General features: G+C 44.2%; 13 protein-coding genes and 1 other annotated feature. Of the genes, 12 read left to right on the forward strand and 1 reads right to left on the reverse strand.

Translation table 11 applies throughout. The features are described 5' to 3' along the window. Nucleotides 1-14 precede the first annotated feature (14 nt). Nucleotides 15-878, reverse strand: coding sequence for a pentapeptide repeat-containing protein (locus tag MHH49_RS24200; RefSeq protein WP_076098774.1), 864 nt, complete (start codon nt 876-878; stop codon nt 15-17). A 164-nt stretch (nt 879-1,042) separates the two neighbouring features. Here MHH49_RS24200 and MHH49_RS24205 point away from each other — a divergent pair, with 164 nt between their 5' ends. The 12 genes from MHH49_RS24205 to MHH49_RS24260 all read left to right on the forward strand — a co-directional run bounded on the left by MHH49_RS24205 (nt 1,043) and on the right by MHH49_RS24260 (nt 14,917). After that, nucleotides 1,043-3,298 (forward strand): type IA DNA topoisomerase, encoded by a 2,256-nt coding sequence (locus tag MHH49_RS24205; protein WP_076098791.1) that lies wholly within the window; start codon nt 1,043-1,045, stop codon nt 3,296-3,298. Between the two features lie 509 nt (nt 3,299-3,807). Then, nucleotides 3,808-4,296 carry a YfbM family protein gene (locus tag MHH49_RS24210; RefSeq protein ID WP_076103932.1) on the forward strand — a complete coding sequence of 163 codons (489 nt, stop codon included), beginning with the start codon at nt 3,808-3,810 and terminating at the stop codon, nt 4,294-4,296. Between the two features lie 156 nt (nt 4,297-4,452). Beyond that, on the forward strand, nt 4,453-4,908 hold the full coding sequence (locus MHH49_RS24215; protein ID WP_076144753.1) for a DinB family protein: 456 nt from the start codon (nt 4,453-4,455) through the stop codon (nt 4,906-4,908). A gap of 526 nt (nt 4,909-5,434) precedes the next feature. Then, a complete protein-coding gene (locus MHH49_RS24220) occupies nt 5,435-6,427 on the forward strand; it encodes a helix-turn-helix transcriptional regulator (protein ID WP_341138555.1) in 993 nt (330 codons plus the stop codon). 181 nt (nt 6,428-6,608) lie between these two features. Next, nucleotides 6,609-6,843 (forward strand) — a binding site (T-box leader). Between the two features lie 130 nt (nt 6,844-6,973). Next, nucleotides 6,974-7,840 (forward strand): GNAT family N-acetyltransferase, encoded by an 867-nt coding sequence (locus MHH49_RS24225; protein WP_036687666.1) that lies wholly within the window; start codon nt 6,974-6,976, stop codon nt 7,838-7,840. Between the two features lie 50 nt (nt 7,841-7,890). Then, on the forward strand, nt 7,891-8,073 hold the full coding sequence (locus MHH49_RS24230; RefSeq protein ID WP_256715430.1) for an HAD hydrolase-like protein: 183 nt from the start codon (nt 7,891-7,893) through the stop codon (nt 8,071-8,073). A gap of 134 nt (nt 8,074-8,207) precedes the next feature. Continuing rightward, nucleotides 8,208-8,774, forward strand: a complete 567-nt coding sequence (locus MHH49_RS24235) for a MarR family winged helix-turn-helix transcriptional regulator (protein WP_036687664.1) — start codon at nt 8,208-8,210, stop codon at nt 8,772-8,774. Nucleotides 8,775-8,883: 109 nt separating this feature from the next. Then, complete coding sequence (locus MHH49_RS24240; RefSeq protein WP_172628827.1) at nt 8,884-9,387, forward strand: hypothetical protein; 504 nt, start codon at nt 8,884-8,886, stop codon at nt 9,385-9,387. 2 nt (nt 9,388-9,389) lie between these two features. Beyond that, nucleotides 9,390-10,256: an SDR family oxidoreductase gene (locus MHH49_RS24245; protein ID WP_341031491.1), complete on the forward strand. Its 867-nt coding sequence runs from the start codon at nt 9,390-9,392 to the stop codon at nt 10,254-10,256. A gap of 542 nt (nt 10,257-10,798) precedes the next feature. Beyond that, nucleotides 10,799-12,940, forward strand: coding sequence for a peptide ABC transporter substrate-binding protein (locus MHH49_RS24250; protein ID WP_052097081.1), 2,142 nt, complete (start codon nt 10,799-10,801; stop codon nt 12,938-12,940). Between the two features lie 75 nt (nt 12,941-13,015). Beyond that, nucleotides 13,016-13,978, forward strand: coding sequence for an ABC transporter permease (locus tag MHH49_RS24255; RefSeq protein ID WP_036687660.1), 963 nt, complete (start codon nt 13,016-13,018; stop codon nt 13,976-13,978). Between the two features lie 36 nt (nt 13,979-14,014). Then, complete coding sequence (locus MHH49_RS24260) at nt 14,015-14,917, forward strand: ABC transporter permease (protein WP_080742512.1); 903 nt, start codon at nt 14,015-14,017, stop codon at nt 14,915-14,917. Nucleotide 14,918 lies beyond the last annotated feature (1 nt).

Raw genomic sequence — 14,918 nt, forward strand, 5'->3', positions numbered from 1 at the left:
ATGATCTTTTTAATCTAATGAGAGTGCCAATGATCAGGGCACAAGAGTGCTGCTGGTAATTTCGTGAGAGTATTGCCTTTTGCCGCATTGATCTGTGCCTGGGTGAGAAAGAGAGCTTCTGCTAAATTAGCACCTTTGAGGTCAGTATCGCGAAAGTCTGCTCCAATAAGGTCTGCACCTCTGAGATCAGCATCCCTAAGGTCTGCGGCTATTAAATAGGCTCCTCTCAAGTTGGCACCTCTAAGATCAGCTCCTTTGAGCTTTGCTCCCATAAGGTCGGCACCTCGACTGAAATTCTTCGTGGATTTTTTTAGTTTACGACGAGCGTCAGTTCTTACAATTTCACTGACCTGCAACAGTAACATATTGATTTTTGCTCGATGAGCGGAAACATCCACCTTTATAAGAGCTTCAGGATTGAGTAAGGTGAGCTGTTCTGTTTCATCGAGAGCTGTTTGCAGCTCAGTATGGATTGTACGGGTTATTTCTAGGTTCAAAGATTCATGTAAATACCAAAGCAGCTCGTGCAAATGCCACATAATCGGAAATACCTCGAACATCTGCTTCGCAGTTTTCGGCTTTTTCCTCCAGTCTTCTCCAGCATAAGTGACTTGAGAAATCTTTTGCCCAGCTCCAAAACAGTCATAGACCGTACAACCACGGTAGCCTAATTCTCTTAGCTCTGTATGTACACCACAGCGAAAGTCCGACTGTAGATTGTGACACGGCTGTCCAGCGTCTTTGTCTCTAGCGAAATCTACGGAAGCAGCAAAAGGTAATGCGGCACAACATAAGCCGAAGCACTGCTCACAATCCGCCTTCAGGGCAGAGAGGCTTCGATCAGAAAAAGGTTCTGTAAATCTGTGATTCTCATACAAGGTTTGTTTCCCTCCGATACATGAATACGCTTATACCAACTTATTTTAAATCAAACGAAAGACTATGAAAAGTCCGGTCGATTAAAAAAAACCGAGGTTAATGTTATAATAGAGTACTGGACCTATTTTGGACTTAAGAACGAGAAGGTAAGGAGCGAATGTTTTTGAAGACACTTATTATTGCGGAGAAACCGGACATGGGGCGGAATATCGCCGCCGCAATAGAACCAAAGGCTAAAAATTACCGTTCCTATCTTGAAGGGGAGCAGTACATTATTACATGGGCAATAGGGCATCTAATAGGATTGGCTGAGCCGGATGCATATGATGTAAAATACAAAAAATGGAATATTAATGATCTTCCCATTATTCCGGACCAATTCAAGCTGGTTCCTAATGCGCGGACCATTGATCAGCTGAAGGTAATCGGAGAGCTGGCTAAACGAAGCGATCTGCTAGTAAATTCTTGTGACGCCGGGCGGGAAGGCCAGCATATATTTTCGCTCATTCAGCGGCATTTGAAGCTTGAACATCCTGTGAAACGGCTGTGGATTTCCGATTTGACACCAGAGACAATCCGCAAAGGATTTCAAGAGCTAAAGGATGGGGCGGAGTACGAGAATCTAACAAAAGCGGCAAAAGCGCGCAGTGAAGCCGATTGGCTAATCGGTATGAACGGATCACGTGCATTTACTACGAAACATAATGTGCTGCTGTCGGTGGGGAGAGTTCAAACTCCAGTACTTGCACTTATTTATGATCGCCAGAAGACGATTGAGGCGTTCTCATCCCTTAAGTTTTTTGAGGTAGAGGGCCATTTTACACAAAATGAAATGACTTATAAAGGTATGTGGCAGGGTGACCGGCTGACTGATGGTGAGAAGGCGGAGGCGCTGGCTGCCAAGGTCAAAGGAAAACCGGGACGAATTGACTCTTATGAGGTTAAGGAAACGAAAGAGTATCCGAATAAACTGTATGATTTGACGCTGTTGCAGCGGGAGGCGAATGGGAAGTACGCTTTTTCCGCTAAAAAAACACTCGATATCGCACAAGCGTTATATGAAAAGCATAAGGTGATATCCTATCCGCGGACAAATTCTAACTATGTTACAGAACAGAATATTCCGGAGATGCATAAGACTTTATCTGCGCTCCAAGGGACGGCTTATGATGAATGGGTGAAAGGCGCGAATCGTAATCTCGTTCATAAAGGAAATAAATTTATCTGCAATCCCTCGAAGGTCGAGGATCACCATGCGATTTTGCCTACATATCGAAAAGCAACAGGGCTTAGTGCGGATGAGGGAAAGCTGTATGATTTGATTGTGCGGCGATTTTTGTCACAGTTCTATCCGGCTGCGGAATATAAAGTGCATACGGTTATGACTGATGTAGAGGACGAAAAGTTCAAAACTACTGTTAAGGAATTATTAAGCCTCGGCTGGAAGGTCATTTACGCGGACCAGAAAAAAGACAAAGCAAAGTCGTCCAAGGGAAAAAACAAAGATGATGAGGAAGACGAAGAGATTGAAGTGAATGAACCGTTCGCAATCGCTCCGGCAGACGAGGTGATCTGTAGTGACGCTATCGTTAAAGAGAAAGATACACAGCCGCCAAAACACTATACGGAAGGCACGCTGCTTAGAGCAATGGAAAGTGCCGGAAAGCAGATTGAGGACGAAGAGCTTCGGGATGCTATGAAGGATTCAGGTCTAGGTACTCCAGCCACCCGTGCTGCAACTATTGAACGGCTTAAGAATGTCGGATACATTGAAATGCAAGGTAAAAAAATCGCCATCACGCAAAAAGGACGAACGGCTATTGAACTGATACGTGGAGCGGGCATCGAGCTGTTGACTTCACCTGAAATGACCGGCCAGTGGGAACGTCGCTTGAACGAGATATCCAGAGGAACGGCGTCGGACGGACAATTTATGGAGAATGTAAAAAGATTCGCCTGTATGATCGTGGACAAGGTTCGTGTGCAGTCTCGGGCGTCCAAAACTTCTTTTGAAGGGGAAACTCCTTCTGTGAATACAGGGGCTAAAGGTCGGAGTGGTGGAGGTACATCTCGTAAAACTAGCGATAAACCTGCCGCGCCAAGAAAACGTAAACCAGCTAACGAAGAGGAATCAGCAAATTCAGGTCCGAAAATTATCGGAAACTGCCCGCGTCCTGGCTGTGGCGGGATGATTTTTATGGGTAAAAAAGGCTACGGCTGCTCTCATTACAAAGAAGGCTGCAAATTCGTGATCTGGAAAGAGAACCACGGGCGTACCCTTACAGATACACAAGTAAAGGCATTGATTGAAAAGGGCCGTACGGGTAAGCTGAAGCTTGCGAGCGAAGACGGCACCCCGCTGGAAGGGAAACTTGTGCTTAATAATATGGATACGGGTCAATTAACAGTGGAGTCATAGTCTAACTGGAAGTTTGTATGGATCATGGGTGATTACATCACATTTGTATGTACGAAGCCACTATCGGACACAGATGACCCTAAACGCGGGAATACGTCCTTTTTGGACTGCTATCGGACCGCATAGTCGTTATTGGCATGAAAAGGGGTATATATGCACCGCTTGCGGGAGAATAGCAGCACTGGAGTCCGCAAACTTGCCCCAACGGCTATAAATTCGCCAATAGCGTCAGCTGGGTCCATAGTCATGACTATTAGTCAGACTCGCCGTATAGGGGATTTGGTTTCGGTGACAGCTGTGGGTGACCATATCTTTTACACATAAAATTCATTAGTAAAGAGTGTAGGACATACCTATCTTAAACGGGATGTAGTAACTTGTGCGCACAAGATATTATGATTACGTAGGGGGCTGATCTTCACTCTTTTTTTATCCTACGGGATAAATTCAAAGGTTACATTTTGATAGGGCAGTATAGTCACTACTAGAATGGAAGGAAGGATGACATCATGGGAATGCGTGGATATTACTTCGCAATGGATGACAACCTAGTGCAGCAAATTATTGCAGGCGACATTGCATTGAAGAGCTTGAAAATAGATGATTATCCCGGACTGGACATTGATAGATCCTGGGAGGCGATTCACTACTTGCTTTGTGGAGCTATTTCCGATGGAGATGCCCCTCTTGGCTATGTTGTTCCGCTGACGTCAGACAAAGGCATCGATTTTGGCTCATTCGGGGCGTTTTCCTTACGCGCTGAGCAAGTTGCAGAAGCGCTTCAGGCTATTTCTGAGCTGGATGAAGCGCAGCTCCGCTTGCGGTATGATTTCCCGGCCATGGTCAAGGAAGAAGTATATCCTCTTGAACCTGATATTGTTTCAGACGAGGATAAGGATGCGTTCTTTGCCTACCTGCTACAGCATTTTAACGATATCCGGCGCTTCTACAGCCAAACTGTAGCCGAGGGCAAAGGTCTCATCTTTTATATTTTCTGATTCTGACCAAAAGGCGATACACGTCTCCTGATTCCAATGAGCGCGATAAAAAAAGAACCTTGGACTGCTGAAGATTATGACGATTAGAGAAATAAATGACCAATGCGGGAAACAGTAGGTTCAAGTAATCGATGAGACGAAGAGGGGGAAACGGAAATGAAGACGATCAAGCGCATGATGGACCACCTGTACTGGGCGGACGCACGAATCTTGGAAGCGCTCGAGGAGAGTGAGATGAAGAACAATGACCTTCTGAAGCTGGTTCGGCATGTCGCGGTTGCGGAACGAGTCTGGCTGTCCCGATTGCAGGGCAAGGGCAGTGCGCAATATTCGTTGTGGGAGGAAGAGGAAGACCTGAGAGTGATCCGAACGATGTTCGAAGAAAACGCCGAGCAATATCGTGTGTATATCGAAGGGCTGGAGGAATTTGATTTGGACGTGATGATCGACTATGCGAACCAGAACGGAGTCCCGTTCCGAACGTCCGTCCGTGACATCCTGTCGCAGGTCATTTTACATGGGCAATATCACCGGGGACAGATCAACCGGGCACTGCGGATCGAATTGGCAGAGCCTGTCCAAGTCGATTACATCACGTTCGCGAGACTCTAACAGGGCCTAATCATCACCATTACCCGGAATGAGATGGGCATTGAACTAATCCGATATGATCTAGTTTACTCACGCAGGCTCATGAATTCGTAGGATTTTACCTTTAGCTAAATGTGAGATAAGAAGGAAATTGAGGAGGCGGTGGCTTGGAACAACTGTAAGGGCATGTGATTTTCACTCCCATGTCTCAACGGGTCCGAGCCCTTTTGTTTAATGCCTCCCGATACTCCGTGCTTCTTGTCCATCCTGCGAATGCATGACACGCTTAAGCTGCTTGCGGAAATACTTTGACAGAACGATAGGGTTATACACCGACCACTAAATGCAAAGAGGAAATCTGATGAGATTCCGAAATAGTAGGACCAAAACGTTTGAATTGTCATTGAATGATAACGTTGATATTTTCCAGGGCGATTTAAGGAACAAATATATCCTCTCCTCTCTTTTCCGCAAGTAGAATCAAGTAATGCAAATTCCATTACTCTACAATGACTATAGAGTGGTTGAAACGAGGTGAACAGACCATTTGTACGAGTGGCACAAGCAAATCCAAATAATCGTTAATGAAATTGACGAGTGTATTAAGAATCGTAACAGTGAAGCAATAACGCTACGATTTCTTTCTCACAAGTTAGGTTATTCCGAATTTCATACTACGAGAAAATTTAAGGAAATATCGGGAATGCAATTTAGGGATTATCTACGGCATAGAAAATTAGCCTTCGCACTAAAAGAGGTTCGGGATAGTGAAAAGAGCATTTTGGATATTGCTTTTGATTATGGTTTTTCATCACATGAAGCTTTTACCAGGGCTTTCAAGGGAACATATGGTGTAACTCCAAGTGAATACCGGAAAAAGCCTATGCCTGTCGCCCTTCGTACAAAAATAAACTCTTTCGACCGCTACTTTTTCGGATTTGGAGAGATTGGTATGATGAAATCTACAGATGATCTTAACATTTATTTTGTAACCATTCCCACTCACAAATTTTTGCACATTAAAAACTATGAGAGTAATGGGTATTGGGATTTTTGGCAAAAGCAAAGTCTTATTACAGGACAGGACTGCGAAACAATTTGCGGCTTACTCGATAGTATCAAGGGCAAATTGGATGACGATGGCGGGAGTGAATCTAACGGTGGCAGCGGTCAGATTATGGCTTATATTAATGACCCGGATGGCAGACTCTGCGATTGGGGTATTCCACGTACAGAGTGTTTTGGTGTACGTCTTCCTTTTGATTATAAAGGTGAAGTACCTCCACAAATGCTTATGATTGATGTTCTCGAAGCCGAGTATATTGTTTTTGATCATGGGCCATTCAATTATGAGCAGGAAAATCATAGTGTAGAGGAAAAGATGGAAAGGGCAATGGCAGCTTTTAATTTTGCAGACACTGGTTACTGCTTTGATACTTCCCCTGGGAGAATCCATTACGTTTATCACGATCCGGAGCGGTTTTTGAAGTATATCAGGCCAGTAGTGAAGTTGACCTCCAAGCTAATCGAAACAGATTAAGCAGGTGCTATGTGTTGATGAAGAAAATAAGCAGACTGTAGTGTAGTCTCCGCAATCATATAGTCGCATGATTAGTTGGATTATCTGCTTTAGAAGCAATATAAGTTTAGAGATCCCTATTGTTGTTTGAGTTATTGACAGAATATTCCTATTATCTTATATTAAACTTAATTAATAATTACCAAATGCGATGAAGAGGACAATTAGATCTGGAAACGCCGTTCAGAGAACTGCCGGTTGGTGCGAGGCAGCGGATATCCGAATCAAAAAATCACCTCAGAGCTGTCCCCCGAATTATAGTAGATGGGACCGGGATTCTACCGTTACAAAGAAGCATCGTTGTTGGACGATGGCTAAGAGGGCGTTTATTATAAACGTCAATCAGGGTGGTAACGCGGAGCAACTCCGTCCCTAATGGGATGGGGTTTTTTGCGTCTTCATTAATTAATTATTAAATTGGCAGGCGAAAAATCAACAAACTGTAAGAAGAACGATTAGTTCGAAAAATCTGGAAAAACGTTGAGCAGATGAAAGGGTGATATTGCAATGCAATTCAAGTTGTATACGGATGTGCATGAGTTTTACAATGATACCTATGGTATGCTGATGCGTCATGAAGCACAAAATTTGATTCCTCTTGGCAATATCATAATTGGGCATGAAGGAAAAGACAAAACAGACTGGCGTGACCCTGTAAATTGGCTTATGGTAACTATTTCAGATTCTAGGGGCATACAACTTACCGCCATAATGACACCGCCACACAATATTACGCTTTATGCAACAGACAACATAATAAACCCAGAAGCTATAAACTGTCTGATAGATGGGCTGAAAGACCGTGAAATTCCAGGTGTGATGACCGAAAAAACCTTGGCAGAGTATTTTGCCAAAGAATATACCTTGCGCAAGGGAATATCCTTTAAAACAATGATGAGCCAACGTATATATGAACTTACTGCAGTAAATCCAGACATTCAAAAGGTTGGTATCGTTCGATTGCTAGATGAAAAGGATATTCACTTTTTCCCATACTGGGCTGAAGCATTTTATGCAGCGGGGAATTATGGTAAAACAGAAATGTCCATCCCGCAAGATGCAGACCCTTACCTCTACCGAATAGCATCGAAGAAACTCTATATTTTAGAGGACAACGGGATACCCGTATCTATGGCAGGATATACAAGGGAAATGCAGACGGCAATTGGCGTGGCATTTGTTTATACCCCTCCATATGAGCGCGGAAAGGGTTACGCTACTTCAATTGTGGCGCAAATAAGCCAACTTGCATTGGATAAAGGGTTTATTAAGTGCGTCTTATATACGGACTTAGCAAATCCCACATCTAATAGCATCTATCAAAAGATAGGCTATATGCCAATTTGTGATTCGCTTCAGTTAAAATTTGAATAGTAGAATGATGCGGACAGAACTTCTACTACTTTAGAAAATAAGAGCACAATATTCACTATACGACGGCGCGTTTTGGTGATGTAGGTTCAACAGATATGCTTGCAGCTGCAGCTGTAGGTGCCAAAAGAATTCTCGTAGAGACAGGATGGAGTAAGCAGTCTCTGGAAAATTATCGTCACACATGGTATGAGCTAGCATCAACAGATTTTGTTGCAAAGGACCTCTTGAATTGAAGAGCTTGAAGGTCGATTGATCGAGCTTTGGGAGAAATATAGAGTTACAACCAAATCCAACTGTATAACTCCAGGGTTGACGAGTTATAAAAAAATGAGTTGACACAAAAGTAGTTAGGGACCATACTACATATATGAACAACAATAATAAAAAAATAAACGACATTGAGGCTATTCCCTCGCTTGTACAATCCAAGCGTCAGATTGATCGTTATAACCTAGACATAGACGCACAGGCTATACTCGTCGCGTCTAGGCTAATGGCAGCGGGAGCCATGCTTGGACACGCCTCTGAGATTCATTTCTCTAGATTCGGTTTATCAACAGGGCGTTATCGTTTATTGGCAGATCTTGAAGATAACGAAGGAGAAGAGTTGCCTTCGCAATTAGCGGAGCATCTAGGCGTTACACGTGCTACAGTGACTGGTCTTATCGACATTCTTGAACGAGATGGGCTAGTATCTCGGCGATTAAGCTCAGACGATGGCCGTCAGAAATCAGTCGTTTTAACGGAAGAAGGAGCGAAGAAGCTCCGTGAAATGGCTCCTGAGCATTTCGCTCGGTTGGAAGCGATGGTGGGGTTGCTCAACATCGAAGAACGCAGCGTATTTCTCGACTTGCTAGGTCGAGTTACACAGGGCATTTCAGCACTTACGGGCGAATTAGGCTCGAAACCAAAGGGAAACATCAGTAATGAGTAGAATTGGGCTAGTGAAGCTAGCCTTTTTTTACTCTTATATAGTTAGGTGCCTAATTATAATTTACTGAAATCAATCGTTGAACTATTTCAAAGAAGAAGGGAGCAACTAAATGAACCAGATGAAATACCCGAATCAGACAGATGATGTTTACAGCATCAAGGCTGTTGGTTCCAAGAAAAAGACTTTTGTACTATGGCGTGAAGTTGTAATGGCCTATGCTGCTCCTGCCATTATGGCAGGTATCGGGGGATTGGTTACTGTAGATAGGGGGCTTCAAATAGCGGCATTGACTACTATTGGCGGTGCATCGGCCTTGATGGCCTTGATGATTGGACTTTTGTTGCACAGCCGAGTGGGCCGTTTGCGATGGGTCATCGGTGCACCTCACTTGGTTGTGGTAGGGGTATTCGCAATGGCCGGGTCCTCATTTGGGCTATACGCTGCATGGGTGACATCTGTTGTAGTAGAAATTATGATTCCGAGTAATCACTTGGCCTGGGTAAATCGTGTCTGGATCGATTTCCCATTGTCTGGATTCATAGCGAGCACGATAGTGACATGGCGGTGGCGACTTGCCTTCACAACTAATTTTTCATCCAAAAGGAGAAGATAAAAATGATAGTTATTATCGGAGCAACAGGTACGATTGGAAGTGTGCTTTTGGAACGTTTGGTTGATCTTGGCGTACCTGTCAGGGCGCTGAGCAGAGAGCCAGAGAAGTTGCGTGATCAAATCGGAGAAAAAGGCCGATTGACTACTGAGGTCGCAAGGGTAGATGCTTCCGATCCTGAATCGCTGCGACGCGTGTTTACAGGTGCTAGTCAGCTCTTCCTTGCCATGTCCAACAGTCCAAGACAAATCGAATTGGAAACCTCAATCATTCAGATTGCCACCGAATCTGGAATCAAACACATCGTAAAAATATCCAGTCCAGCCTTTGAGCAGAGCTCTCCAGTGGCAGTGGCGGGCTGGCATCAAGAAATTGAGAACACGTTGAGGGAATCGGATATCACCCATACCGTATTGCGCCCTTATGCGTTCATGCAAAATTTAATGCGCTTTGCACCAACAATCACAACCCAAAATGTTTTCTTCGGCTCTATGGGTGTTTCACCGTGTAACTTTATTGACTGTCGCGATATTGCAGACGTTGCCGCAGAAGTTCTGACCAACGACAAGGTATCAGGCCATATATATACGCTTACTGGTTCGGAGATTTTCAGTTATCCCCAGATCGCGAGTCGACTATCTGCCCTGCTTAATCGGCCGATAAGTTACATCAACATGGAACCTCAAGTACTACTCCGTAATCTTATTGAGCATGGGAATCTGCCTCCTTGGCTCGCGAACCACGTTGTGGAAATTCAAACCATGTCTAGGATGGTGCCAGAAAGTCCAAATGACACTGTGAAGCGTTTACTTGGCAGAGATCCACGCACACTAGACGCCTTTCTACATGAGTGTGTAGATAATTTCCGGTAGAGGCGGAGTCCACCTATTCTGATATTTGTATCGATAGCAGTATTTTATTCCGATTCCCATATCTCAATGGTTCAGAGTGTATCCCAAAGGTCATAAAATGACTGCTGGGATACACTCTTTTTATTATGTTCTATGGAACTCATAGAACTTGTTCTTCTATAGCGTTTATAACAGCATTACAAGAAAAAAGCTAAAAATCGTCAATAAGTTAGTGTTATTTACGAAATAACACTAAAAAAGCTAATAAAATATTAACGAAAAATTCATATTCAACAAATAAGTTATATTAATTATAACGAGTTATGCTAACTAACGTAACATTTTTTCTTGACAATCTTTGTGGAAAATTTTAGAATGTAAGCGATTACTCTTAGTTTTCTAGGTGAAATTCAAAAGAAGACATTCGAAAGTTCACAAAAAAACATCTGAGTTTAAATTTAGGGGGGCAAAACATGAGAAGGTGAAGGATAACATCATAGATAACAAGAAATAAAATGTTATTTTTTAGATTCATGACTATGTACGAGGGGGTTCACTTGAGGATGAAAAAAAAGAACGCGTTCTTAGCTCTACTTCTGTCATTTTCTTTGTTATCTGTGACTGCTTGCAGTAATTCCTCTAATAGTGCCAATGAGAACGGTAAAAATGCTGCAGGCAATAGCAATACTTCGGTAAAAGCAACCAGTGATGTGGGTCAAACGGCAGTTAAGAATGAAGGTGCTGCTGATCTTGAAATTAAGGCAGGAAGTTCGGTAACCGTTTTCAATCCAAAGATCCCGACGCTTGATCCTACACAATGGCAAGGACAAATTCTGGTAGGGCAAGGAACTTTGCTCGAAGGGCTTTATGGCTACAATCAGGATAATGAAATCGTTCCGAAAATTGCGACAGGTTATACCGTCTCCGACGACAAAAAAACTTGGACATTTACCCTCCGTAAAGATGCCAAATGGTCTAACGGCGATCCTGTGACCGCCCATGATTTTTATTTTTCTTATATGTATCAATTGGATCCAGCTAACACAACCGCACAACTTTGGCTAAGCGTGCTTAATTTTGTGAAGAACGGATATGCATACCATGCCGGATCTGTAAGTAAAGAAGAAGTTGGTCTAAAAGTAGTTGATGATTACACTCTGGAAATTACGACCACGCTGCCTCACGCGATTCTGGGTGATATGGTTCTTTCCGGGTCGATGCCTATGAATCCTAAAGCGGTCGAAGCGAACCCTGGTAAGTGGTTTGAACCGGGGAATTTTGTGAGCAATGGCCCTTACATGGTTAAATCTTTTACACCAAACGGTGAACTCGTCATGGTGAGCAATCCGAATTATGTAGGTGCAGCTGGCCAGCTTAATCACGGCAATGTAGAGACCATCCATGTTCTTCCGGCAACAACCGTGCCGGTGGAGGATTATATGTCCGGCCATGCGGATGTTGTTCTAATCCAAAGCGCGTCTGATTTACAATACGTGAAGAAAACGGATGAGCTAAAGTCCCAGTTGTATACTGCAGCGACTTATGCGATCAAATATTTGCTCTGGAGCAACCCGACAACGGAATCTCCATATGACAAAAAAGAGGTGCGCCAGGCTATCGCCAAAGCGATCCAACGTAAACCGATCGTAGAATCGGTGCTGAACGGCATGGGCGGGGCGACCAATATCTTTGCTTCACCAGGTTGGCCAACGGAAAAACTGGAGCAAGGACTTCCGGAAGATCTCGAGGCAGCCAAACAATTATTGAAGGATGCCGGTTATGAAGGCGGTAAAGGTCTGCCAACCTTATCGCTGTATGTTGGGGTCAAGCAAGTAGATGCTCAGGGTGAGCAAATCGCTTTGGCGTTAGGTCAATTACTGCAACAAAATCTTGGTATCAAAACAGAGCTAGTTCAGCTCAATGAGGCGCAGTTTAACGCTTATCAGTACAGCGGACCTCAGGGCGATGCAAAACCGGGCTTTATTCTGGCGTCGGGCGCAACAAACTGGAGTGAACCAGGAAGTTTGGACATGGGTGCAACGCAGCAACTATATTCCATAGGAACGCTGGATGCTCCATTAGAAGCTACGAAACAATTCGTGGATTGGACCAAGGAAACTTATTATAAACCGGCCATTAAAAAATATGGAGATCCGGACAATAAGAACGCCGGTGTGGAATGGAGCGACTGGGCAGCATTAGAAAAAGCTGCCAAAGAGGATATCGCCTTTTTGGATAAATGGACAGCAGAGCAACCGGCGGATTGGCAGCCTTATCTGAAACAACCGGGGCTTCCAACGGCCGCTGAACAATGGCAACAGATTGTAGATCTTTGGAAAAATGCTAAAAATAACGATGAAAAACATGCCGCCTTTGTAACCGCTTGGACCTTCGTAGCACCAAACGCGCCAGGTGGCAAGTTGAATCAAAATGCACTTGATGTACAGGTATACTACAACGGTTATCAATCCGATACCTTAAGAGATTTGAGAATGTGGCAAGCGCAATTCGTAAATGCGCTGACCGTCGAAGACGCTGCTCCTATCGCGGCTAAGGTAGTTAATAACCTGCTAGAAGAAGCTTATGCTATTCCGTTGTATTATCAACAGCAATACTTCTTGGTAAAACCCGGCATTACAGGAGTGCAATCAAATCCTTGGGCATGGGGCAACTTCTATGGGCTGCATCTTTTATCTGTAGAATAATCCTAAATGGGTTGAATAATTACCAATCGCGGGCGCCAATTATGGTGCCCGTGAATCGGTAAAGGAGGGTCGGATTTGACCATATTGAAATTTATTTCAAAGCGCATTTTACAAATCATTATCACTTTAATTTTGGTCATTTCAGTCAGCTATACCATGATGTATTATTCACCTGGCGGTTTCATGAATACGAATACCATGGCTACGGCACTGGCTCCGCTGCAAGGGCAAAACCCTGTTCTCTATCAGCAAGTCATGGACCAATTTCAAAGCCGGTATGGTTTAAATTTACCGCTGTGGCAGCAAATCATGAAGTATATATGGCATCAATTAACCTTCGATTTCGGTAATTCGATGCAGAATCCGTCTTTGCAAATTGCGACTCAACTGAAGCAGGCTTTGCCGATCAGTACACTTTTGGCATTTGGTTCTGTTGTTCTTTCGGTAATTATCGGGGTTCCGCTTGGCATTATTGCAGCACTCAAACGTAACACTTGGATCGATTATGTTGTAAGCACCATCTCATTGACGGGTCAGGCCATTCCGGCATTTGTTCTCGCGGTGATTATGGTTTTGTTATTTGGTGTTGTGTTTCAAGGGATTCTGCCTGTAACGGGATGGGGTCACTGGAGGCAAGCAATTTTGCCGATTATTTGTTTATCTGCGGCAAATGTCGGTGTTGTGGCCAGATATATGCGGGGCAGTCTGATCGAAACCATGAGGTCGGATTTTATGCGGACCGCAAAAGCTAAGGGCGTCAAATATTGGCCGATGATTTTTAAGCATGGTGTCAAAAATTCGCTGACAGCGATGATAACCGTCATCGGACCTCAATTTGCTTTTACAGTGATGGGCACGATCTGGGTGGAGCAAATTTTCGCCATTCCAGCGCTTGGTCAGGTGATGCAGACGGCATTTACCAGTTTCGACTATCCGCTCGCCATCACATCTGTATTTCTGCTGGGATCCATGATTATGATTATGAATTTACTTGTTGACATTATTTATGCCTTTATTGATCCGCGTGTCAGATTATAAGCGGCACAGACTATACGAACCTAGGAGGGGGAGCAATTGGCTGGCACAGTTGCAGCAACTCAATCGGATGTAGCTTTGAAGAGAAAAAAGAATCTTCAGAGATCCCAGTTTTATCAAGGTTGGAAGCGATTTAAAAGACATCGTCTTGCCGTTATTGGTTTGGTCTGGGTTGTCCTTTTTTTGATCGCGGGGATTATCGGACCTTGGGTGGCTCCGTATGATTATCGCACGGGAGATTTTTTGGCCATCAATCAAGGGCCGACATGGCAGCATATTTTTGGCACGGATAATGTGGGGCATGACATGTTCAGCCAGATTTTGTTCAGTGTTCGAAGCGCTTTGATTATTGCCTTTGGCGCGACTTTGGTCAGCTTCATCATCGGGATCATATTGGGCTTATGGGCCGGATTGCGCGGCGGAATTGCCGATATGATTATTATGCGTGCTGTGGATTTCATGATGACCTTGCCGGGATTTTTGTTCGCCTTGATATTAGTCATTATGCTGGGACGTGGGTATTTATCTTTGATTCTAGCGATTGGGATTCCGGGCTGGGCGGGGTATGCGCGCTTGATCCGAAGTCTGGTCCTGAGTATGCGGGACGGGGAGATGGTGGAAGCGGCAAGAGCGTTAGGCGCATCTCAGGCGCATATTGCTAGAAGGTATATGTTGCCGAATGTTATCGGCAGTATGGGTGTCTCTCTTGCCTTCGGGATTCCCGGTGATCTCATCCAGATTGCAGGCTTAAGTATTTTTGGCATGGGGCTTCGGCCGCCAATCCCTTCATTTGGGAGTATGATTGCTCAAGCCAGTGAGAATATTCTCGGCTTTCCGTGGCTGCTGTATTTTCCGGCAGGTATCTTTGCAATAACCTTGCTTTCGTTTCTGTTTGTAGCAGACGGTCTCCAGGAAGCATTCAGTCCGAAAGGAGGCAATTAAT

Source organism: Paenibacillus sp. FSL F4-0122 (assembly GCF_038002845.1).
Lineage (GTDB): Bacteria > Bacillota > Bacilli > Paenibacillales > Paenibacillaceae > Paenibacillus_AQ > Paenibacillus_AQ odorifer.